Annotated in this window: 11 protein-coding genes; 9 read left to right on the top strand and 2 right to left on the bottom strand. The window is 39.8% G+C overall.

The window, feature by feature from the left end; genetic code table 11:
- Positions 1 to 20: 20 nt before the first annotated feature.
- On the bottom strand, positions 21 to 1,199 hold the full coding sequence (locus tag H8796_RS23375; RefSeq protein ID WP_117935880.1) for an ATP-binding protein: 1,179 nt from the start codon (positions 1,197 to 1,199) through the stop codon (positions 21 to 23).
- 162 nt (positions 1,200 to 1,361) lie between these two features.
- On the opposite strand from H8796_RS23375, the gene H8796_RS23370 reads away from it, so the two are divergent.
- Positions 1,362 to 2,561: a hypothetical protein gene (locus H8796_RS23370; RefSeq protein ID WP_117935879.1), complete on the top strand. Its 1,200-nt coding sequence runs from the start codon at positions 1,362 to 1,364 to the stop codon at positions 2,559 to 2,561.
- Positions 2,562 to 2,611: 50 nt separating this feature from the next.
- Here the strand turns inward: H8796_RS23370 and H8796_RS23365 are convergent, their stop codons facing one another.
- On the bottom strand, positions 2,612 to 4,168 hold the full coding sequence (locus H8796_RS23365) for an ATP-binding protein (RefSeq protein ID WP_117935877.1): 1,557 nt from the start codon (positions 4,166 to 4,168) through the stop codon (positions 2,612 to 2,614).
- Between the two features lie 358 nt (positions 4,169 to 4,526).
- Here H8796_RS23365 and H8796_RS23360 point away from each other — a divergent pair, with 358 nt between their 5' ends.
- The 8 genes from H8796_RS23360 to hepC all read left to right on the top strand — a co-directional run bounded on the left by H8796_RS23360 (position 4,527) and on the right by hepC (position 23,441).
- Positions 4,527 to 5,729, top strand: a complete 1,203-nt coding sequence (locus H8796_RS23360; RefSeq protein WP_117935875.1) for a glycoside hydrolase family 88 protein — start codon at positions 4,527 to 4,529, stop codon at positions 5,727 to 5,729.
- A 123-nt stretch (positions 5,730 to 5,852) separates the two neighbouring features.
- Complete coding sequence (locus tag H8796_RS23355; protein ID WP_117935873.1) at positions 5,853 to 9,938, top strand: hybrid sensor histidine kinase/response regulator transcription factor; 4,086 nt, start codon at positions 5,853 to 5,855, stop codon at positions 9,936 to 9,938.
- 159 nt (positions 9,939 to 10,097) lie between these two features.
- Positions 10,098 to 11,519 (top strand): alpha-L-fucosidase, encoded by a 1,422-nt coding sequence (locus H8796_RS23350; RefSeq protein WP_117935871.1) that lies wholly within the window; start codon positions 10,098 to 10,100, stop codon positions 11,517 to 11,519.
- Between the two features lie 34 nt (positions 11,520 to 11,553).
- Positions 11,554 to 14,808: a TonB-dependent receptor gene (locus H8796_RS23345; protein WP_117935869.1), complete on the top strand. Its 3,255-nt coding sequence runs from the start codon at positions 11,554 to 11,556 to the stop codon at positions 14,806 to 14,808.
- A 10-nt stretch (positions 14,809 to 14,818) separates the two neighbouring features.
- Positions 14,819 to 16,594 carry a RagB/SusD family nutrient uptake outer membrane protein gene (locus tag H8796_RS23340; RefSeq protein ID WP_117936007.1) on the top strand — a complete coding sequence of 592 codons (1,776 nt, stop codon included), beginning with the start codon at positions 14,819 to 14,821 and terminating at the stop codon, positions 16,592 to 16,594.
- Between the two features lie 24 nt (positions 16,595 to 16,618).
- Positions 16,619 to 19,600 carry a SusC/RagA family TonB-linked outer membrane protein gene (locus tag H8796_RS23335; RefSeq protein WP_117935867.1) on the top strand — a complete coding sequence of 994 codons (2,982 nt, stop codon included), beginning with the start codon at positions 16,619 to 16,621 and terminating at the stop codon, positions 19,598 to 19,600.
- A 12-nt stretch (positions 19,601 to 19,612) separates the two neighbouring features.
- Complete coding sequence (locus tag H8796_RS23330) at positions 19,613 to 21,301, top strand: RagB/SusD family nutrient uptake outer membrane protein (RefSeq protein WP_187343886.1); 1,689 nt, start codon at positions 19,613 to 19,615, stop codon at positions 21,299 to 21,301.
- Positions 21,302 to 21,317: 16 nt separating this feature from the next.
- The gene (gene hepC / locus H8796_RS23325) at positions 21,318 to 23,441 is read left to right on the top strand and encodes a heparin-sulfate lyase HepC (protein WP_117936005.1); all 2,124 of its coding nucleotides are present in this window, start codon (positions 21,318 to 21,320) and stop codon (positions 23,439 to 23,441) included.
- Positions 23,442 to 23,530: the final 89 nt, after the last annotated feature.

The raw sequence follows: 23,530 nt of genomic DNA, 5'->3' as shown, positions 1-23,530 counted from the left end.
TATTTAAGTAAATAAATCTTTTAATATAAAAAGCCGAACATCCAGAGAGGTATCTGGTTGCCCCGACCTATTTCAGCCTTATGCAACGCGTACGTCACATTCGGATTGTTCTTGATCTTTGCTCCTTCCTGGCAAATTTTGAACGGCATTACTTCGTCCACCATAAAAGAGACGTTTTTATCTCCTTTATGTACCTTATGGTCTTTCCATAAAGAATTTGCAAAGAATGTGTCGAGCACATCCTGCTCCTCCACTTTCACGGGGTAGATGGAATACATCAGGTTGGAGTTGTGCATCATTATCTTGGAAGGTTTTTTAGGAAATTCTTCTCCTTTCGGATAAACCAGATTAATGAGTCGCGCATCTGCCAGATACTTGATGTAGTTCATCACCGTGGCGCGGGATGTCTGTATGTCGCTTGCCAGTTGGCTCACATTGGGAGCCTTCGGTCCGTCGACAGCGAGCAAATATAGTAATTTTTTTATCTTTGAAAGATATTTCAGTTCAATTTGTTTGATGAGCAGGATATCTACTTCCACCATCATGTTCATCGTTTTCAGCAAATTCTCCGAAAAGTTACGCTTCTCGAGGAAGAATGGATAGAACCCATGATGCAGGTAATCCTGGAAGTAATCCAGCGGACGAACTTTAGAGAGTACTCCTTTGGCAATCTGTTCGTGAGTGCTAAGAATTTCTTCGAGGCTGTAGGCCCTGAATTTCATGCCTGTCTGTAAGTTCAGGTATTCGCGGAAAGAAAATCCGCGCAGGTTATAGCTTTTTGCAATATCACGCAATTCAAGATTTTCCTCTTTCAGTCGCATTACGGATGAACCGGTAAAGACAATCTTCAAATTAGGAAAACGGTCGTAGCACATACGTAACTCTCTGCTCCATTCCGGATGCTTGAACACTTGGTCGATCAACAGAACTTTTCCACCACGTTTCTGGAATTCATAGGCAAAGTCTACAATGCTGTGTCCGGAGAAGTAGAAGTTGTTCATGTTGATGAACAGGCAGGAACGGTCGTTCCCGAATTTCTCTTTGGCGTATTGGAGAAGAAAAGTGGTTTTTCCTACGCCACGTGTTCCTTTGATACCAATCAGGCGGTCGCTCCAGTCGATCTCGTCCATAAGATCGCGGCGAACGGGGGCATTGGTGTGCTCAACGAGGTAGGCGTGTGTGCGATAGAATGATTCCATTTCAGTTCTTTGTTTTTCGGGTGGCAAATATACTGCTTTTTTTAGGATTTGCAAAGTAGAGATGGCAAAATTGTGAGTTTAATTAGAACTTTCTGTTTATTGTAGCCATTCCTGACTATTTCCTGTATATATTTGCAGAATAAAGTATTGAATTCGTTTGAAATGACAAAAAAGGCTCTTTATATATTCAATCCGGAACATGATTTGGCGTTAGCCAGCGGTGAAACAAACTATATGGCACCGGCTTCCGCCCGGCAAATGGCATCCGAATTGGCTTTGTTGCCGATGTGGTATGCAGAAGAGGGAAATGCGGTGTTAGCTTCTTCCGCCTATAATCTCGACTATGTGAAGAAGATACAGGAATTATTAGGACTTTCGGTTGATTTGCTGACAGAACCTGAACTTGCTTCGGAGCGGAATTTGGATATTCATCCTTGGGGCTGGGATATAGCAATAAGAAAACGACTGTTGGATTTGGGAGTGGAAGAAAGCGAGCTTCCTTCTATTGGGCAATTGGATAAACTGCGTTTCTGTTCCCATCGTTCCTGTGCTGTGGAATTGTTACCTCGTCTGCAACTCGGAACTTATTTTTGTGGGGAGTCTTTTTACCTGACGCTTCCCGAAGAATGGAAATCATTTGTAGAGTCACATGAAGCTTGTTTGTTGAAGGCTCCTTTGTCCGGTAGTGGGAAAGGGCTGAATTGGTGCAAAGGGGTATATACTCCTTCCATTTCCGGTTGGTGCTCACGTATCGGTAATCAGCAGGGAGGTGTTATTGGTGAACCTTTATTTAATAAGGTGGAAGATTTCGCTATGGAATTTCGTTCTTTGGGTAACGGTAGATTTGACTTTGCCGGATATTCTCAATTTCGTACGGGTGGGAGTGGAGCGTATGAAGGTAATCTGCTGATTTCAGATGCTGCCATCGAACGGAACCTTTCGAAATATATCCCTGCCGAAGAAATTTTTAAATTGCGCGACTGCCTTGAACAAGAGTTATTTCTTCGCTTCGGAACTATTTATAATGGTTATTTGGGAGTGGATATGATGATCTGCCGTTTCCCGGATTCCCCTGTTTATCGTATTCATCCCTGCGTGGAAATCAACTTGCGGATGAATATGGGAGTGGTGGCGCGTCATATATATGACCGTTATATATATCCTGTTTCGACAGGAGCTTTTCAGATAAGCTATTACCCTTCGGAAGGAGCAGCCTGGAGCGCACATAAAGAAATGGAGGAGACTTATCCTTTGGAGATAGAACAAGGAAGAATAAGATCAGGCTATTTGCCATTGGTGCCGATTCATAAAAAAAGTAGTTATCGGGCGTGGGTTCTTATCTCAAAAAGCGTACATTTATAACCTTATACATGGCATACATGCATCTATCCATGCAGTGATATAAAGTCTGATTATTCTACTTCTTTCACCAGCCATTTTTCTATATTCCGGGTCTTTGAGCTGAAATTAACCCCAGCCTTTACAATCTTACGATTATCTTTTGCAAAGGGTAGTATATATCTTTTTTCTTCAATTTGCTGAAGAGCTTCTTCCGCACTTCCGTCAAATTTGAATTCCATTACATAAATGTATTTATCAGTTTGTACAGTAAGATCAATGCGTCCGTCAGAGGTGTGATACTCTGCCTGTACATAGAACCCCAGTAATTTGCTGACGATAAATAATACATTCTGATAATGTAATTCCAAATCGCGTATCAGTTCGTAAGGAGTGTCGGCAAAGAGACTCTGCAGACGTATGAAGAAGTCCTCATAATTACCTTCTTCTACATCATGGACGAATTCTGTAATGTAGAAAGCGGTCTTTCCTTCGTCGATTGAAGTATAAAAAGGAATCAGATATTTGATGAATCCTTCTTCCACTTCCCGGTTGGGGAATCCTAAATAGTAGATACCGAAACGTTTATCATAATCTTTGATGGTAAGATAACCACTCTGATAAATCACGGGCACAGGATTCTTGGAAGAAGAATCAATACTGTTCAGCGTATCGGAAGTCGCTTTATCATTGGCCAATTGGTGTAAGTCATAATTATCCCGTTTCAGAAGTTTGACGAGATAGGAAGGAGTACCGGTTTCAAACCAGTAATTACCGAATGACATAGAGTCGAATGTATTCAGTAAACTGAAAGGGTTATATATACCTGCCGAATCGAAAGTAAAGTGATATCCGTCATAGCACTCTTTCAATTCTTGGCACGTCTCTTCATAGCTCATGCCTTGCGTATCTGCAAGGATATGTAAATCCGTCTCTAAATAATGGTGGATTTCTTCGTTTGTGATACCGCAAAGTTCGGTATACCGTTTATCCATAGAAATATCTTTAAGATTATTCAAATCGCTGAATACACTCACTTTCCCGAACTTTGTCACTCCTGTGAGAAAAGCGAACTGGATATACTTATCCATCGTTTTGAGTACTGAATAGAACGCTTTTAAAGTATCACGATAACTATCCTGCAATTCTTCATTCCCAATGGCCTGCAACATCGGCTTGTCATATTCATCAATGAGAATCACTACCCGCCGACCACTCTGTTCGGCGGCACGGCGAACAATGCCGAGAAAACGGAGAGGTGCACCTATTTCCACCGGATTGGAGCCATATAGCGATTCCCATTCATTCAGCTTCATGTTAAGTATATTATCCAAACTTTCGGGTCTGTCATACTTCTGCGTATTTAAGTCGAGATGCAGAATGGGGTATTGAATCCAGTCTTTCTCCATTTTTTCAACAGCAAGACCTTGAAACAGCTCCTTTTTGCCTTGGAAGTAAGCTTCGAAAGTGGATAGAAGAAGGCTTTTCCCAAAACGCCGGGGACGGCTAAGAAAGTAGTAGGAACCGGATTTTACCAGTTCATACACGAATGAAGTTTTGTCTATATAAAGATAATTTTCTTTACGCAATTTTTCAAAACTCTGTATTCCGATGGGATAAAGCTTCTTCATAATATTCTTGCTTTTGTTTATTCAAGTAACAAAGATAATAATTCTTCTGTTTATCTATGCCGCTAATGATCATTTTATATGTTTCATTGGTTATCATTCTTTCGCATACAGTGTAGCTAACTTTTGGTGCGGTTGCCTGGTTTGTTCGTCTATAACACTATGTAAAAGTGTCCCAATTTATTTTCAATATGCACTATATTAGAAACAATTGTCTGAAAACGGACAACTTCCGAACAAAATCAAACTTCATCGAAACGGAAACGGACATAAAAAGATTGTTTTGTAAAACCGATATCTGTGAGTTAATCTAACTTTGTTGTTAGTGATGAAATGTAATAAACAGAAATCGATTGAGACAATGAATAGCAAACTTTTTATGGTGGTAGTGGGAATTACTTTTCTGACTGCTTGTAGTGTTCCGGGAGAAAATGAGATGAAGTGGTTTGACCGTGCGGTGAATACATCCGAACATCAATTGCTCTATATGGCAGAAAAATTGAAACACGAACCGGATACCCTCTGTTTTCCACGTTCTTTAAAAGATGGAGAATACCGGTTGGAAAAACCTTCCGATTGGACTTCCGGTTTTTTCCCGGGTTCTATGTGGCTGGCGTATGAACTTACAGCTAATGAGAAATTGGCGAAACAGGCACGTTTGTATACAGATCGTCTGGAAGCGATGCAATATTATACAAAAAACCATGATTTGGGTTTTATGATGTTTTGTAGTTACGGGCAGGGTATCCGTTTAAAGCCGGAACCTGCGGACAGTCTGATTCTCGTTCACTCTTCCGAAAGTCTTTGTACACGTTTTGAACCGAAAGTCGGATTGATTCGTTCCTGGGACTTTGGTAATTGGAGTTATCCTGTCATTATTGATAATATGATGAATTTGGAAATGCTTTTCTGGGCATCGGAACAGACAGGTAATTCGAAGTATAGGGAGATTGCCATAGCACATGCTGACAAAACATTGAAAAACCATTTTCGGAAAGATATGACATCTTATCATGTAGTCAGTTATTTGCCGGAAGATGGTACGGTCGAATCGAAAGGTACTTATCAGGGATATGATGATGAATCGTCTTGGGCACGTGGTCAGGCTTGGGGTGTATATGGATATACCATGTGTTATCGTTTCACGAAACAACATGTTTATTTGAAAGCGGCATATAAAATCGCAGAATTTATAATGAGTCATTGTCCGTCCGAAAAAGATTTTATTCCTTATTGGGATTATAATGCTCCAAACATACCCAACGAACCTCGAGACGCTTCGGCTGCTGCCATCACAGCTTCCGCATTGTTGGAGTTAAGCGGGTATGGAGACGAAAAACGAGGGCAGAAATACTTCCGTTATGCAGAGCAAATCTTGAAACAGCTTTCTTCAGAAACATATCTGGCAAGGGAAGGAGAGAACCATGGATTTATTCTTATGCATTCGGTCGGTAGTTTTCCACATAATAGTGAAGTCGATACTCCGCTGAATTATGCCGATTATTACTACTTGGAAGCTTTGAAACGATATAAAGAAGTCAAGTCTAACGGGTATATGCGATAAAATGAGGCGTTTATGGCAATTGTAGTTTGGTAATAGCTGGATTTTAACAAATGAGTTATTCTGGATTCTATTGGAAATACATATCTTTGCTTTAGTTAAAGTGTTATTGAATTGTGATTACTTATGAAAAACCGATATATACGCATTTGTTATTTGATTGTTTTATTCCTCTATTTCCAAATTGTTCCGATTGCTATTTTATGGGCAGATGAAACTTCGATTCATTTTAAACGTTTGTCCGTAGACGATGGGCTGTCGTATAATACGGTGCTTGCTTTAACCCAGGATCATAATAATAAGATATGGGTAGGTACTACTGAGGGATTGAATTGGCATGATGGCTTCCGGTTTGCATCCTTTTATAAATCTTTGGGTGATACAGCCAGTTTGGGGAATAACTATATCTATTCTCTTTATACTGACCGCAAGGGAACCGTATGGGCAGGGACGATGGTTGGACTTTCCCGGTATAATATTATAGGTAATGATTTTACAAATTACTCATTGCCGGGCAATCAGTCGGTTCAGGTGTTTGCAATAGAAGAGCCGTTAGACAGAGAGCAACTGTTGTTAGGTACTAATCGAGGATTGGTTCTTTTTGAGAAAGCAGATGGCAAGATGAATATTCTTCCCCAGTTGGAAGGAAAGAGCGTTTATGCCGTTCGTGCGATAGGGGACGGGGCATTACTTGGTACCTCAAAAGGTATTTATTTCTATTATTTCCGTAATGGTAATATTGTTCAATTACTTCCTGAACTGAAAAATGAAGTAATATCTGATATCATTTATGATGATAAAACCCGGAATTGTTGGTTAGCTTCTTTGACGAACGGGGTATATTTGATAGATGATAAATTTCAGGTTCGAGAACATTATAACCGGAAAAGTCATCCGAAACAGTTTATTTCTGATGCTGTCCGGGCCTTGCAGTTGGATGACCGGGGACGGTTATGGATTGGAACAGTAGAAGGGTTGCTGATTCTTCAACCGGATACGGAAAGTATTTCACCATATCGATTTTCTTATGATGATCCCTCTTCTTTGGGACATAATTCAGTACGTTCTCTTATGAGGGATCACCAGGGAGGAATGTGGGTAGGCACTTACCACGGAGGACTTAATTATTATCATGTATTGGCTCCCGACTTTCGTATCCTACAACATTCTGTCTGCCGCAATTCCTTGAGCGATAATACTATTAGTTGCATTGCGGAAGATCCTTTTAATAATAATCTTTGGATTGGTACAAATGACGGCGGGTTGAATCATTATGATAGGAGAACCGGGCATTTTACTTGTTATTCCGGTAAGGAAAACAAAACTAACTCCTTACGGTCGAATAACATTAAATGTGTGTTTCCTGAAAAAAGCGGTTCTGTTTATATAGGTACGCATAACGGAGGGATGAGCCATTTGGATGTGACGACCGGGCGTATAAGTAATTATGATATTCCCGGTGCCGCGTCGTTGGGAAATAGCTGCTATTCACTGTTGGATGGAGAAGACGGCACCCTTTGGGTGGGTTCGATGGCTGGTTTGTATCGTTTTAATTATCAAACAAAAGAAATGTCTTTGCATCCTTTGGCTTTAAGATATTCTCAATTGAAAGGAGTGCTGGTCTCTACTTTGTTTCGTGATTCAAAACAGCGTATCTGGATTGGAACGGAAGAAAGTTTGTATATGTGTGCTGATGGAGAACTACATGTGATGACTGATTCGGCAGAGGCTTATTCTCTTGGGCTGATACAAGCATTGTGCGTATATGAAGACAGCAGCCATGCCATTTGGGTAGGTACTTCTTCCGGGTTGTATCGTTATAAAGAGGGAACTTCTTTCTCGTGGGAGCGTTATTCTATGAGCGACGGTTTGCCTAATGATTGCATTAGTGGTATTTTGGAAGATAAAAAGGGGCGGTTGTGGCTTACAACGAGCAGAGGGCTTTCTTGTTTTGATTTGCAAAAAAGGAATTTCTGCAACTATATCAAACAAGATGGTCTGCCGCATAATCAGTTTATGCAATCGGCAGTATGCAGTTCAAGAGACGGCACTTTCTTTTTAGGTACTTTGAATGGAGTCGTTTTTTTCAATCCCGATCATTTCTCCGACAGTCCTTTTACCCCCAATGCGGTAATAACGGGATTGTCCATACAGAATCACCCCATAAGACAAGCAAAAGACGGAGATATTGATTTTTACCAAGCGGACAACGGAAAATTGCTGGGTGTCTCTTTTCCTTCAGAACTTAAAATGTTCAGAATCACTTTTTCTGTAATTAATTACCTGTCAAACAGCCGTAACAAATTTGCGTATAAGCTGGAAGGTTACGATTCGGACTGGATTTATGATGTATGGGCGGGAAGCCGTGGGGTGAACTATTGGAATTTGTCTCCGGGTAGATATATTTTTAAAGTGAAGGCTTGTAGTGACAGTGGACAGTGGTCTGAAACACCAGCAGAGTTTTTTATTGATATTCTTCCGATGTGGTATCAGACGTGGTGGGCTAAAACTCTGTTCTTTTTCTTCATTCTTAGTGTTTTAGTTTTTATATTTTATTTCTTTGTTGTTCGTGCCAAGATGAGAATGCAGGTACAGATTGAGCATATCGAACGGAATAAAATTGAAGAAATCAGCCAAGAGAAAGTTCGTTTTTATATTAATATGTCTCATGAATTGCGGACACCTTTAAGCCTGATATTGGCTCCGTTGGAAGAATTGCTGGGAGAGAAGAACTCTTTTGAGCCTGGCATACAACAAAAACTATCTTATGTTTATAAGAATGGGCAGAGGTTACTACATATTGTCAACCAGTTACTTGACTTTAGGAAGGCGGAGTCGGGAACATTACCTATTAATATAGTTTCAGGACCCGTTGAGAGTATGTCAATGAATGTATTCAATTTGTTTAAAGAAAATGCAAGGAAACGAGACATTAATTTTCATTTCAGTTCGGATTTGAAAGATGAATTACTTCCTGTCGACAGGATGTATTTGGAAACTATATTGATGAATTTACTTTCCAATGCGTTTAAGTTTACTCCTGATGGTGGAGAAATTTCATTATCCTTGTGGAAAAAGGAAACTGCTTACGGATTTACGATACGTGATAATGGCATAGGGATTCCTATAGAGAAACTTTCCCGTATTTTTGAACGCTTTTATCAGGTGGATGATAATCAGAAAGGTTCTGGCATTGGTTTGTCTTTGGTAAAATTGTTGGTAGATAAGCATCGGGGTACAATAGAAGTGGTGAGTGAAACCGGGAAATTTACAGAATTCAAAGTGGCTTTGCCGGCGGATATTCAGGTGTTTCCGGCTGAAGAACAAAGACAAGATAAAGAAGCATCACTCTCTTTATCTGAACCGATACCATCTTTGGACGTTTCATATATGGAAGAGATTATGCTCCCTTCTGCTGATCTGGAGAAACAAGAAAGTGGGGAAGAGGAAGGGAGAGCGACTATCCTGCTGGTGGATGATAATAAGGAAATGGTTGATTATTTGAAGAATAATTTCAAATCGGAATACATCACATTGATAGCTGGAAGCGGGGAGGAAGCTTTGGAAATGATGAAGGAACAGAAAGTGGATTTAATTCTTTCTGATGTCATGATGCCGGGAATAGACGGTATTAAGTTATGTGAGATTGTGAAAAAGAACATGCAAACTTGCCATATTCCGGTTATTCTGTTGTCAGCGAAAGGTAGTCTTGAGGCGCAGACTGCCGGTATTCAGGCAGGTGCAGACGATTATATTCCCAAACCTTTCTCTATGTACCTCCTGAAAGGGAAGATTAATAATATCCTGAAGGCCAGGCAGCGTTTGAGATATTATTATTCCAGTACGATTGATATTGATGCGGCAAAAATGACTTCAAATAAACTGGACGAAGAATTTATTACCAAAGCTATTCAGACTGTGGAAGAAAACATCTCTGATGAGGACTTTACGGCTGATGATCTTGCGGAGAAACTCTTTATGAGCCGTTCGTCACTATACTACAAAATGAATTCTATATCGGGTGAACCACCGGCAAATTTTATTCGGCGAATACGTTTCAATATGGCTTGCAAATTATTGTTGGATGGTCATTACTCCATATCAGAAGTAAGCGCCATGGTCGGCTTTGCATCCCGGTCTTATTTCTCTACCAGTTTTAAAAAGTATATGGGATGCCTGCCTTCGGATTATGTGAAAAAGCAGAGAAAATAGTGTTCAGAAAGCTCTTCTGAATAAAATCTAAAAAACTTTGATAGTTTTTAGCACTCTTTTGGCAGTTATCGGACAAACAAAAAATGATACAAAACACTCTTTCATTCTAATCCTCATATCTTAGCGGAGGAATTTAAAACCTCTAAAACAACGATAAGTATGAGAAAAATGAAAAACATGAAAGTAGTATTGGCTACTTTGTTCGGACTCTCTTTTTCCTGGAATGTATATGCACAGCAAAGTGATATTAAAGATCAAGGATATGTGCATAAATCATCAACTTCCTATGAATATCCGACAGAACCGGCAGTTCTGCAGAAATTAGACCAATGGAGAGATTTGAAATTCGGTGTACTGTTCCACTGGGGACTTTATTCCGTGCCCGCTACTTTCGAGTCGTGGCTGTTGTGCTCGGAAGAGAAATTTATTCCTCGCCGTACCAAAATCTTCGGTGATATGCCTTATGACGATTTTAAAAAGTGGTATTGGGGATTAAGCGAGTCTTTCAACCCAACAAAGTTTGATCCGGAAGTATGGGCGGATATTATGAAAAATGCCGGCATGAAGTATATGGTTTTCACCACCAAGCACCACGACGGTTTTTGTATGTTTGATACGAAGGAGACTGATTTCTCAATAGCTAAAGGACCTTTTAGAAACAATCCTTTAAAAGATGTGACTTATCATGTCTTTGATGCCTTCCGTCAGAAAGGATTTATGATAGGTGCTTACTTCTCCAAACCTGACTGGCACTGCAATGATTACTGGAGTAGAGACAGGGCAACGCCAACACGGAATGTGAATTATGATATCAAGCTGAATCCGGACAAATGGAAACGGTTTCAGGAATATACGGCTAATCAAATTAATGAACTGATGACACGTTATGGTCGGGTAGATCTTCTTTGGTTAGACGGAGGCTGGGTAAGAGCTCCCAAAGAAGATATAAAAATGGACCAAATCATAGATAAGGCACGTGAAAGCCAACCAGGGTTGATAGCAGTAGACCGGACTGTACCCGGGAGGAATGAAAATTATCAAACGCCGGAATTGACCATTCCTAAACAGCAATTGGATCATCCTTGGGAAAGTTGCATCACACTGACCAATCATTGGGGGTGGTGGAAAGATGCTCCATATAAATCTGCTGCCCAAGTAATTAACATTCTCGCGGAGATTGTAGCCAAAGGAGGTTCTTTGGTTTTGGGTGTAGGACCTACAGCAGAGGGTACTATCGAAGAAGAGGGGATACAGCGCTTGAAAGAGATAGGGCAATGGTTGAAAGTAAATGGTGAAGCCATCTATAATACACGTACTACTCCTGTCTATCAAAGTGGGAATATTTGGTTCACGGCCAATAAAGATGGAAAAACACTATATGCTATCTGTGCGCTGCCGGAGAATATGGAATTACCGCAAAAAATTGGTTGGGAGGGAAATGAACCTGCCGGCAAAATGGTATTGCTTCAAACCGGTCGTAGCGTAAAATATCAGACCAAAGACGGCAAAGTGACAGTGACCCTGCCGAAAGGATTGAAGAAAGAATCGCTGGTTTTCAAATTTAAGCAGAAATCGTATTAGCACTTTTTGTTTAACTATTTAATATTATCAAAGTATGAAAAACATCTTAACAGGTTGTCGCATGCGGAAATTTTTATTTATTGCCGTATGTATCAGGTCGTCTTTGTGGGGGGAGGTTTGTTATTCCGCAGAGACGGGTCGGGTTTGGTCGGACAGTGACACCGGCAAAGAGTGGGTAAATTCCGCTTTGCAACAGAACAATAGTATAAAGGTAACAGGGATCATTACGAGTGAGAGTGGCGAACCTATTATTGGTGCTACTGTACAAGTGAAAGGAACTTCCACAGGAGTTATCACAGATATTGACGGTCGTTATACAATTACGGTACCTGATGGAAATTCTATTTTATCAGTTTCATTTATCGGTTATCAATCACAAGAAATAAAAGTAAACTCCCGAAGGGGAATTAATGTACGTTTGCAGGAAAATGTCCAAAGTCTGGATGAAGTAATGGTTGTTGCTTATGGTGTGCAGAAGAAGGCCACATTGACCGGTGCTATATCGAGTGTCGGTACAGAGGCTTTACTGAAATCGCCTAGTGCCAGTGTTACCAACTCTTTGGCAGGGCAGTTGCCCGGAGTTTCTTCTATGCAGGCAAGTGGACAACCGGGAGCTGACAATGCGAAAATATTTGTACGTGGTGTGGGGTCATTGACAGAAGGAGGAGCTTCTCCGCTTATTCTTGTGGATGGTGTAGAGCGTTCTTTCTATCAGATGGACCCTAATGAGATAGAATCTATTAATGTTTTAAAAGATGCTTCGGCTACAGCCGTATTCGGTGTACGTGGTGCAAACGGAGTTATATTGGTTACTACTCGCCGAGGGGAAGAAGGAAAAACTAAAATCTCGGTTAGTTCGAATGTCGGCATCCAGATGCCTACACGCATACTGGATGTGGCAGACAGTTATACAACCGCTTTTCTATTCAGAGAGGCTCAACGTAATGACGGAGTTGCCGATGACCAACTGGCTTTCTCGGAGTATGATATGGAACGTTTTCGTTTGGGAGATGAGCCTATTCTATATCCTAATGTGAACTGGTATGATTATTTGATGAATAAGGCTTCTGTTCAAACTCAACATAACGTCAGTATTTCGGGGGGAACAAAAGACATCCGTTATTTTGTATCGTTAGGCTTTTTGTATCAGAATGGTTTATTTAAACAATTGGACGGGCTTGATTATAACAACAATTACAGCTATACCCGTTATAATTATCGTGCCAATCTCGATGTAAACCTTACACGTACCACTACATTAAAATTTGGTATGGGCGGAATTGTTGGTAACCAGCGTGACCCGGGAGGTAGTGGCAATGTATGGAAACAACTTACATGGTCGTTGCCATTCTCGTCTCCAGGAGTTGTTGATGGAAAAAAAGTGGTGACACAGAGTACACGTTTTCCCGGAGTGACAATGGCAAATCAGGTTTTTGATAAGTTTTATGGGTATGGTTATGACCGCAAAGTCTCGAATAATATGACATTCGATTTGAATCTGTCTCAAAATCTGGATTTTATAACAAAGGGGCTTTCTATTGAAGTGAAAGGGGCGTATAATACAGATTATTCTTACATTAAAACCGTAAGGGGACATGTGGAAACGTATACTCCTTTTTATAAATCCGAAATAGACGGTTCAGGTCTTGATGTGAAGGACCCTGATTTTGATAAGAGTCTTGTGTATCGGATCACAGGAGAGAATATGATGAAAACGTATGGAACGGGAAACACGAGTCGTGCCCGTGACTGGTATGTGGAAGGAAGTATCCGTTATAATCATAAATTCGGGGAACATAATGTTGGAGCTCTCTTGCTATATAATCAAAGTAAAAAGTACTATCCTAATTATCCTAATAAGTTTTGGGATGTCCCGACTGCTTATGCTGGTTTGGTAGGTCGTTTGACTTATGATTATAAGTCGAAATATATAGCGGAATTTAATATTGGTTATAATGGTTCCGAGAATTTTGCGCCGGATAAACGTTTTGGTACATTTCCTGCCGGTTCTGTCGGCTATGTTATAACAGAAGAGAAATTTATTCCCAAAAACGATTTCTTGACCTATCTAAAAGTGCGTGCTTCTGTTGGATTGGTTGGTAATGACAATATGTCTAGCCATCCTGATTACCGTTTCCTTTATTTGCCGGACTCTTATTCTATAAATAATTCCGATTGGCTTCAGCAAGCTTATCAGGATAAGAACGGGTATATCTTCGGGTTGACAAATACGGCCTATCAGGCAGCAGCGAAAGAACTTATGTTAGGAAATTCGAATGTAACTTGGGAAACAGCTTTAAAACAGAATTATGGTATAGATGCTTACTTCTTCAGTGACCGCTTGAAATTGACAGTAGATTATTTCCGGGAAAATCGTCGTGATATTCTGATACAGCGTAGTACGGTCCCTTCTTTGATTGCAATGAATGGTATATTGCCTGTGGTGAACTTGGGTGAAGTCAATAATCACGGCTACGAGGTGGATTTAAAATGGAATGACCATATTAGGGATTTTTCATATTATATAAACACAAATATCTCTTATTCTAAGAATAAGATTATTTATCAGGATGAAGTAGAACCGAACGAACCTTATATGTGGCACACCGGACATGAAGTGGGAGCTCGTTTCGGATATCTGGCACAAGGGTTCTATAATGAGGATGACTTTGATGTGGATGGTAATGTTCGTGCGGATCTGCCGCAACCGCAAGGGAAAAAATACCCCGGTGATATTAAGTTTGCAGATTTGAATGGTGATAATATAATTGATAATGACGACCAGACTAAAATAGGAAATCCCAAACGTCCGGCTTACACTTTCGGTTTAAATTTGGGTGGAGAATATAAAGGCTTTTTTGCTTCTATGAATTGGACTGGAGTGGCACAGTGTGATATCGAGATGGCGAATGCTTATAAGCGGCCTTTCTATGAGGGACAGGTACTTTATCAATATATGGCTGACGGGCGTTGGACACCCGAAACTGCAGCAACGGCTGTGTATCCACGTTTGTCCGTTACGAGTTCGGCCAATCAGGAGACATCAAGTGTATGGCTAAAAGATGCCTCATACATAAAGCTCAAAAATTTGACGATTGGATATAATATCACTCAGCAGAAAATTTTAAAAGCAATCGGTGCCTCTAAGTTGACCGTTCAATTTACTGGCTATAATCTTTTGACATTTGACAAATTAAAAGTTTTTGATCCCGAAGGAGAATTGACACGTGATACGAATACATATCCTATTATGAAAATCTTCAGTTTGGGAGTGAATGTAACTTTTTAAAATGATTATTATGAAAAACAAAAGTTTAATTATTTTAGGCGGACTTCTGGCTAGTTTATTCATCGGATGTGAAGACCTGAAGTTCGGTGATAATTTTTTGGAGAAGCCTAATAGTGACGATGTATCTATTGATACTGTGTTTTCTTCCAAAAAATATGCGGATCAGGCCATGAACCAGTTTTATAAAAGTTTGTGTGATTTTATGCCTACTTTGAGAGGCTGCCATCCGGAGGGGCTTATTTTGGACGGATATACTGATATAGGATATGCACAACCAATCTCATGGACACGCGGAGACTTTAATTCTTCTTCTAGTTGTATTAACTTTCCTTATTTCCCTTTTCACTCTCAGATTACTGAAGTAACAGGAAATCCTTCCTTTGGTATACGAAAAGCTTATATCTATATCGAAAATGTAGATAAAGTACCCGACATGACTGATGATGAAAAGCGTATCCGAAAAGCGGAAGCTAAAGTAGTCATTGCTTTTCACTACACTCAAATGATTCGTTTTTATGGTGGCATGCCTTGGATAGACCATGCGTATAAAGCAGATGAAATACTTCAATTTCCTCGTTTGACGTTGGAAGAAACAGTCAATAAAACAGTGGCGTTGCTGGATGAGGCGGCAACCGATTTACCTTGGTATACAACGGCAGAGGAATATGGACACATGACGGCGGCTGCCGCTAAAGCGTTGAAATTTCGTTTACTCTTGTTTGTTGCCAGCCCATTATTTAACAATAAGGCACCTTACTATGACGGACAAGCGGCTACTGAACTTTTAAGTTGGTATGGAAATCAGCAGGATAGTCGTTGGGAGGCTGCTTTGGAAGCAGGAAGGGAGTTTTTGCGTCTGAACAAAAAGAATAGTGATTATTATCGGATTGAAAATACAGGGAATCCCAGAGAGGACTATGTAAACGGTTATTTTACCAAAGGCAATCAGGAGGTTGTGATGTCTTCTTTCCGTTGGGGAACCTATGATGGCGTAGATAAGCCGTTCCGTATGTATGAATCCGGTTATGGTATCCCGCGTGGAAATTATGCGGATATGTTTCAATGGAAGGAGGATGGTTCTAAGTTTGACTGGAATAATCAGACCCATCGTGCGCATCCGTTTTTTGATGAAAAAGGGCAACCGACCCGTGACGTACGTTTATATGAGAATTTGCTTGTAAATGGTGATAAATGGCAGAACCGGACGGCTGAAGTCTATAAAGGTGGACGCGAAGGATTTGGTTCGGGAAGTTCTGTCAATAAGAAAACTCAATTTGGCTATGGATTCCGTAAGTTTATTCGTGATAAGAAGAATGAGATGAAAGGTAAACCCTACTCTTGTCCTTTAATTCGTATGCCTGAAATTTATTTGAGTATAGCCGAAGCTATGAATCAATTGGGAAAGGCTAATGTACCCGATGAATTTGGAAAGACCGCTTATGATTATCTGAATCTGGTATGTCAACGGGCTGGGTTACCGTCAGTAACTTCTGCTAAAGTGCCGCAAGGTGATGCGTTGCTGAACTACTTATTGGATGAACGTGCCCGTGAATTCGGACAGGAAGATATTCGCTACTTTGATATGATACGTCATAAGAAAGGAGCTGAATGGGCTACACGTCCTATGGAAATGTTGGAAACGACGAAGGTGGGAAGTGGCTTCGAGTATACAGTGAGTACGCGTGATGATATTAAATATTATTGGAATGAATATTGGTATTTATTGCCATTTCCTGTGACTGAAATCAATAAGAAATATGGATTGATTCAAAATCCCGGCTGGTAATAAGGTTAATTAAACGATTTGATTATGAATAAATTATTATTTACGATAGGCTTGTTATTCATCTCTTCGGTAAGCCTGATGGCGCAGGAGATGATGAATGGCATTGTGAAAGATGTCTCCGGTAAACCTCTTTCGGGTGTAAAGGTGTCAAAGGTAGGAGAATTCAGAAATAGCAATGTTACTGATGAAGACGGTTTGTTTTCACTCATGTTGGAGGAAGGTGATTATATTGAACTAAATTATGCGGATATAGCTGTCAAACGGATTAAGGTCACAGGAAATACCTTGGATTTGGTGTTTGATATCAAGAAAGATGCCGTTGTTGACCTGGGATTCCTAAAACGGACAGAAGATACCCAAACCCAATCTGTGACTGCTATTTATGCAGACTTATTAGAAAAGAATGCGACTTCTCCTGATCGGATGAATAATGCACTTTTCGGATTGATATCAGGGCTGCATCTGACTCAAACGGTTGGCTGGGGTGCTAATGCTGTCATGAATATACGTGGTCGTGGTGGTTTGGGTAGCGGAGAACCCTTGGTATTGGTGGATGGATTTGAACGGGGATTGACTAATATGACAATAGAAGAAATTGAGTCTGTCCAAGTTTTGAAAGATGGTGCCGCTACGGCTTTGATGGGTGCCAGAGGAGCTAATGGGGTAATTCTTGTTAATACCAAAAGAGGTATTTATAATTCATTCGATGTGGACGTGAACTACCGTCATGGGTTTGATTTTTCTATCAACCGGCCGGAAATGGCAGATGCTTATACCTATGCCATGGCACAGAACGAAGCACTGTATTATGATGGCTTGCCGTTGCAATATACGAAAAGAGATTTGGAACGATTTAAGGATGGAACAAGTCCGAATTATCATCCGAACGTCAACTGGTATGAAGAAGGTACGAGGAATTTTAGCGAAAACAACCAGTTTAATGTAATGATGCGGGGTGGCGGAAAAAGAGTACGCTATATGGCATTGTTGGATTATAAGAATAAGTTTGGTTTGTTGAATGAAGATTATACTCACTATTCAGACCGTTATAATTCTCAAATACGGACTTATGAGCTGGGGCTGCGTATGAATTTGGATGTGGATATTACTTCCAGTACCAAAATGAAGTTTGGTTTATATGGCATTATCGGAGAAGATAAGCGCCCGAATACGGATATTAATACAATCTTCCAGAATTTTTATAAAGTACCTGCTGCCGCGTTTCCGGTGAAGACTTTGAATAACAATTGGGGGAGTAATACTCTTTTTAAGATGAATCCGATTGCGGCTATTGCAGATGTGGGATATGTACAGGAAAATCGTCGTATGCTGGAAACAGATATGCGGATCACGCAAGATTTCTCTATGTTCCTGAAAGGGTTGAGTGCAGAAGTGGCTGTCGCTTATGATAATACTGCCACTTTTCAGGATATAGGTAGTAAGACCTATAAATATGAAGTAGGTTATCTGTCAGAAGAGGGACTTCCTGTAAGCGAAACTTATGGTACGGATAGTAAGGTGCAAATAAGTAAGTCGGCATTGTCTGCCCAATTGATACGTGCCAGCGTTGAGGCTAAATTAAATTATGATTATACATCAGGTAAGCATCAATTGTCGGCTTCGGCTGTCTATCGGCAGGATATGAAAGAACCGTTAGAAAATAACGCATCTTACTATCGGCAGAATGTGATGGGTTTTGTCGGTTATAATTATGACAACCGCTATATGGTAGATGTGGTCGGCAACTATTATGGTACAAGTGTTTTGTTGAAAGGAGATAAGTTCCGTTTTTATCCGGCTGTTTCTGCCGGTTGGAATCTGGCTAATGAAGATTTCCTGAAAGGGGCTTCCAATCTGGACTTGCTAAAGCTTCGGGCTTCTTGGGGACGTTCTGCGATAGATGAACTAAGCTATGGATTGGGTAATTATTTCTGGACAGGAGGTACGGGATATCCTTTTGGGGATGGTATGACAACAGTTAATGGTTTGAAAGAACAAAGGTTACCTGTATATGGCTTGAATCTGGAGACTGCTGATAAATATAATGTGGGAGTAGACCTGCGTTTGTGGAAGAACTTCACAGCAACGGCAGAGGTGTATTATGATCATCGTACTAATATTCTGGTCGCTAATAATAATGTGTCTGGTATTTTAGGTATCGAACCGTCGAAAGCTTGCATTGGTGAGGTAAAGAGTCGTGGTGTAGAATTAAGTTTAGGATGGAGTGGACAACATAAAGACTTCAATTATTTTGTAAATGCAAATTGGGCATTGAATGATAGTGAGATTGTTGAAAACGGACAGGCCTATCAGCCTTACGACTATTTATATACACGCGGACATAAAGTCGGACAACTGTTTGGTTTGGAAGCTATTGGTTATTTCCGTGATGAAGAGGATATTGCTAAGAGTCCGGAACAAACATTTTCGGTGGTTCGCCCGGGAGATGTGAAATATAAAGACCAAAATGGAGATGGAAGAATAGATAGTGAAGACCGGGTGGCAATTGGTAAATCTACGACTGTACCTGAAATGGTTTTCGGATTGAATCTCGGCTTTGAATACAAAGGGTTTGGAATAGATATGGTTTTCAATGGAGTAAGTGGGTTGACCAAACAATTAAATGTAGCCAATGTGCATCAACCATTGCGTAATGGCAATACTAATATTGCAACTTGGTATTTAAAAGATAAGATTCGTTGGACAGAAGCGATGAAAGATGTCGCCAACGTGCCCCGTCTTTCTACATTGTCAAATGAGAATAATTATCAGACTAGCACACAGTGGATTGAAGATGGTTCATTCTTGAAACTACGTAATCTGAATGTCTATTATAATCTGCCGCAGAAATGGGTGAAAAAGATAAAACTAGATAAACTTCAGATTTATGCTAAGGCGCAGAATGTATTTTCTATAGATAAGATTGATTATTTCAATTGTGAAGATCTGACATTGGGGTATCCGGATTTGTTCTCTGTATGTCTGGGTCTGAATATTAATTTTTAAATAAAGATAGTTATGCGAAATATAAAGAACTATGTAGTAGCGGCTTTCACTCTGTTTTTATTGGACGGATGTGATTTTCTTGATTACGATGAAACTAGCGGAAAAACTAAGGAAGAAGCCTACAGCTATTTTAATAACATGAACTCATCAGTAGCTTATGTATATAGTTTCTTGCCAACTGATTTTGGGAGAGTGAATGATGCGATGATGGAATCTGCTACGGATAATGCTGTCTATACTTGGGAGAATAATAGTATTTATTATATAGCCAATGGAATATGGAGTCCGCTAAAACGTGTTGATGATGGTTGGAGCTTTTGGGATGGAATTCGTAGTGCTAATTTATTCTTGGAAAATTTTGATCCGAAAGTGCTTGAACGTTTTCAGTATAATGAAGATTATGATGAAATAATAGAAAAAGCTTCCAAATTCTCTTTGGAGGTACGTTTCTTACGTGCGTTTTATTTATTTGAATTGGCTAAGCGCTATGGAGATATTCCTTTGATAACACGTACTTATACGCAGGAAGATATTAATTCTGTGCGCAAGACTTCGTTTGCGGAGGTAGTAGATTTCATAGCAAAAGAATGTACGGAGATTACCCGGGAAGGCGGGCTGCCGGAAGATGCTGTCAGGGGAGAGACAGGTCGGGTGACCAAAGGTGCGGCATTGGCTTTAAAATCAAGAGCTTTGCTGTATGCAGCGAGTGAATTACATAATCCCGGTCATGAATTGAAAAAGTGGGAAGCGGCAGCTAAAGCAGCTTATGAGGTTATTAACATGAATAAATATCAATTGCCTAAAATTGCAGCTGACCCTTTGTATTCGGATTTAGGTGGCAATGAGATTTTGAAATCTAAGCAGTTAATTTTTGAACGCCGTGCCACTGCGACTACCAGTGATTTTGAATCGAGAAATGAACCGATGGGATATGAAGGTGCAGAAGGTGGAAATACTCCTACGCAGAATTTAGTAGATGCTTATGAAATGAAGGATGGAACTCCATTCGATTGGAATAATTCGACCCATGTGGCGAATATGTATTATGATGCTGCTAATAAGCAGACCCGTGATCCCCGTTTGTATTTAAATGTACTGACTAATGGTTCTATGTGGCAGAAACAAAAGGTGGAAACTTTTGAAGGTGGTAAAAACAAGGTATTGGACGGTTCCACGAAAACTGGTTATTATCTGCGTAAGTATATGAATCCGTCTGTATCACTTGATCCGGACAAACCGAATAAATTGCATCATCATTATGTTTTGTTCCGTTATGCTGAAATATTATTGAATTATGCAGAAGCTATGAATGAGTGGAAAGGTCCGGATGAAACAGCAGAAGGATGTCCATTGACGGCACGTCAAGTTTTGAATATGGTTCGTGATTGCGCTGATATGAAACACATAGATGCGAACGGAGAGGAATTTACGGCCAAGGTTCGCTATGAACGTCGCATTGAATTGGCTTTTGAGGGACATCGTTTTTATGATATTCGTCGTTGGAAGATAGCAGGTTTGGATGAAGTAAGAAATCTTTATGGAGTAAAGATAACAAAGAACGGTACTTCTCTGTCTTATCAAAAGGTGCTGTTACAGAAAATGTACTGGGACGATAAGATGTATTTGTTCCCTTATCCTCAAAATGAAATTTATATGAATCCGGATTTGGGACAAAACCCAGGATGGAATAATGGTAATTAATTCAAATAGAGATCGTATGAATTCAAAAATATTTAGTTTGTTTGTTTTGCTGGGGCTATTAATGACCGCATGCAATGATGATAAGATTATTTTCTTTGAGAATCATGTAAAGGAAGAAAATAATGCTGGAGGTGACGCATTGGTTCCGAGACTTTTTGAAGTAATCAATCTTGATTATCCAGGTTTGGAAAATGTGAAAGCATATTGTGAAAAGAAAGATTATAGCTCGGCTACTTCTGAATTGTTGGAATACTATCGGAATAGGGAGGATGTTATCAATCCTAATATAAATCTGAATCAGACCTCTATTGGTGATTTCAATAAAAATATAGCTGATCAGGCTTTGGAATATCGTTTCTATATAAAAGATAAATATGAGTCTAAAGATGCAGCAGGGAAAGAAACGTATGTACTATTTAAACAGGATGATGAAATAAACTGGAATTATGTTCCTGACAAGTATAAGGGAGATGCTGAATTTGTTTATCAGTTGCATCGTCATCAGTGGATGATACATCAGGCTAATGCGTACGTGGTTACTCATGATGAGAAATATGTCAAATCATGGATAGAAGTGTATGGTGACTGGCTGAAAACATTTCCTTGTCCTGAAGGAAAGGTGGATAAAGAAAAGAATGTGGAGTGGTATGGACTTCAACCTGCTCATAGAATACAGGCGCAACTCGATATGATGTCTTATTTTATTCAATCGGAGAATTTCACTCCTGAATGGCTTTCTACATTTTTGGTTGCATTGTCGGATGGAGTGGAATGTATTCGTAAGAATTATTATAAAGAAACTAATATTCTTATTACCCAAGTGGAGAGTGTCGTTTCTGCCGGAATATTAATGCCGGAATTTCAGAAAGCAGGAGAATGGTTGAATGAAGGTACAGCGAAAATCACTGAACAGGTACAATCACAATTCTTGAATGATGGAGTACATGTAGAATTGACTCCGGGCTATCATATAGAGGCTGTTTATGCTTGTAATAAGCTTTATAATATGGCGCAAGTTAATAATAAGGTCGGGTATTTCCCAACTAATTATGTCGGATTATTGAAGAAAGCGGCTCGTTTTGTGATGGATATTACTTATCCTGATTATTCCTTTGATAATTTTAATGATACTGGAGCCAGTTCATGGACTAAAAGTGTATTGTTGGGTAATTTCCGTAGATATATGGCTATGTTCCCTGATGATAAAGAATTCGAATGGATGGCAACCGAAGGGAGACAGGGAGAGCAACCTAAGGAATTAATTCAGCTTTATAAGGATGGAGGCTATTATATGTTGCGTAGCAATTGGGCACCGGATGCAACAATGATGGTTTTGAAGAATAATAATAATCCTAAGAATTATGTACACTGTCAGCCGGATAACGGAACCTTTAGTTTATATCGTAACGGACGTAATTTCTTACCGGATGCAGGTTTCTTTACTTATGGAGGAGATGCTGCAAGCGATGCTTTGCGTAAATCATATCGGGCAACAACCATGCATAATACGATGACTAAAAACTCTGCTACTATTGCTGATGGTTATATGAACGGAAAATTTTTGATGCAAGATAGCAAGGATGATATTGATGTGCTTGTTACGGAGAATAAGTCTTATGGTGACTTGACACATCGTCGTGCCGTATTCTTTGTGAACAAGACATTTTTTGTTTTGGTAGACGAGGGATATGATGCCGGCAAAACTACTCCTACGGTTGATTTGACTTTCAATTTGGGTGATGCGGGTAAAGTTGTTATTGACGACAACAGTACAAACTTTCAGTATGGTGCTTATACAAAATTTGGAGATAATAACAATATGCAGTTTAAGACGTTTGTTGAAACAAATGCCGGATATACTCCTAAATGGAATACTAATTGGTCATCCAGTACACAGAATGAAAAAACACTTCAACGCAAATGGTATCGGGTGAGTATAACTAAACCGATGGGAGGTGCGGCACGATTTATTACTGTAATTCACCCGTTTACGAATGAGACTGATCGTGCAAGCTTGAATATTAGTGCCAAATTCACAGATAACACTAACACAACTCCCGGCACATTCCATGCAGATGGTGCTTCTGTGGAAGTTTCCGTAGGTGGTAGGAAGTACGATTTATCTTATAAATTAAAGTAGATTTTTTTTATTTTGATAGTTGTATCATAGGTGAAAAGCTTGATATAGAGGTAAATTTATGAATTGACTCTTTTTTCAGGAAACTGGAA

The sequence above is a fragment of the Bacteroides sp. M10 genome, from assembly GCF_014334015.1.
Classification (GTDB): domain Bacteria; phylum Bacteroidota; class Bacteroidia; order Bacteroidales; family Bacteroidaceae; genus Bacteroides; species Bacteroides intestinigallinarum.
This window is presented reverse-complemented; position numbering and strand designations above follow the sequence as displayed.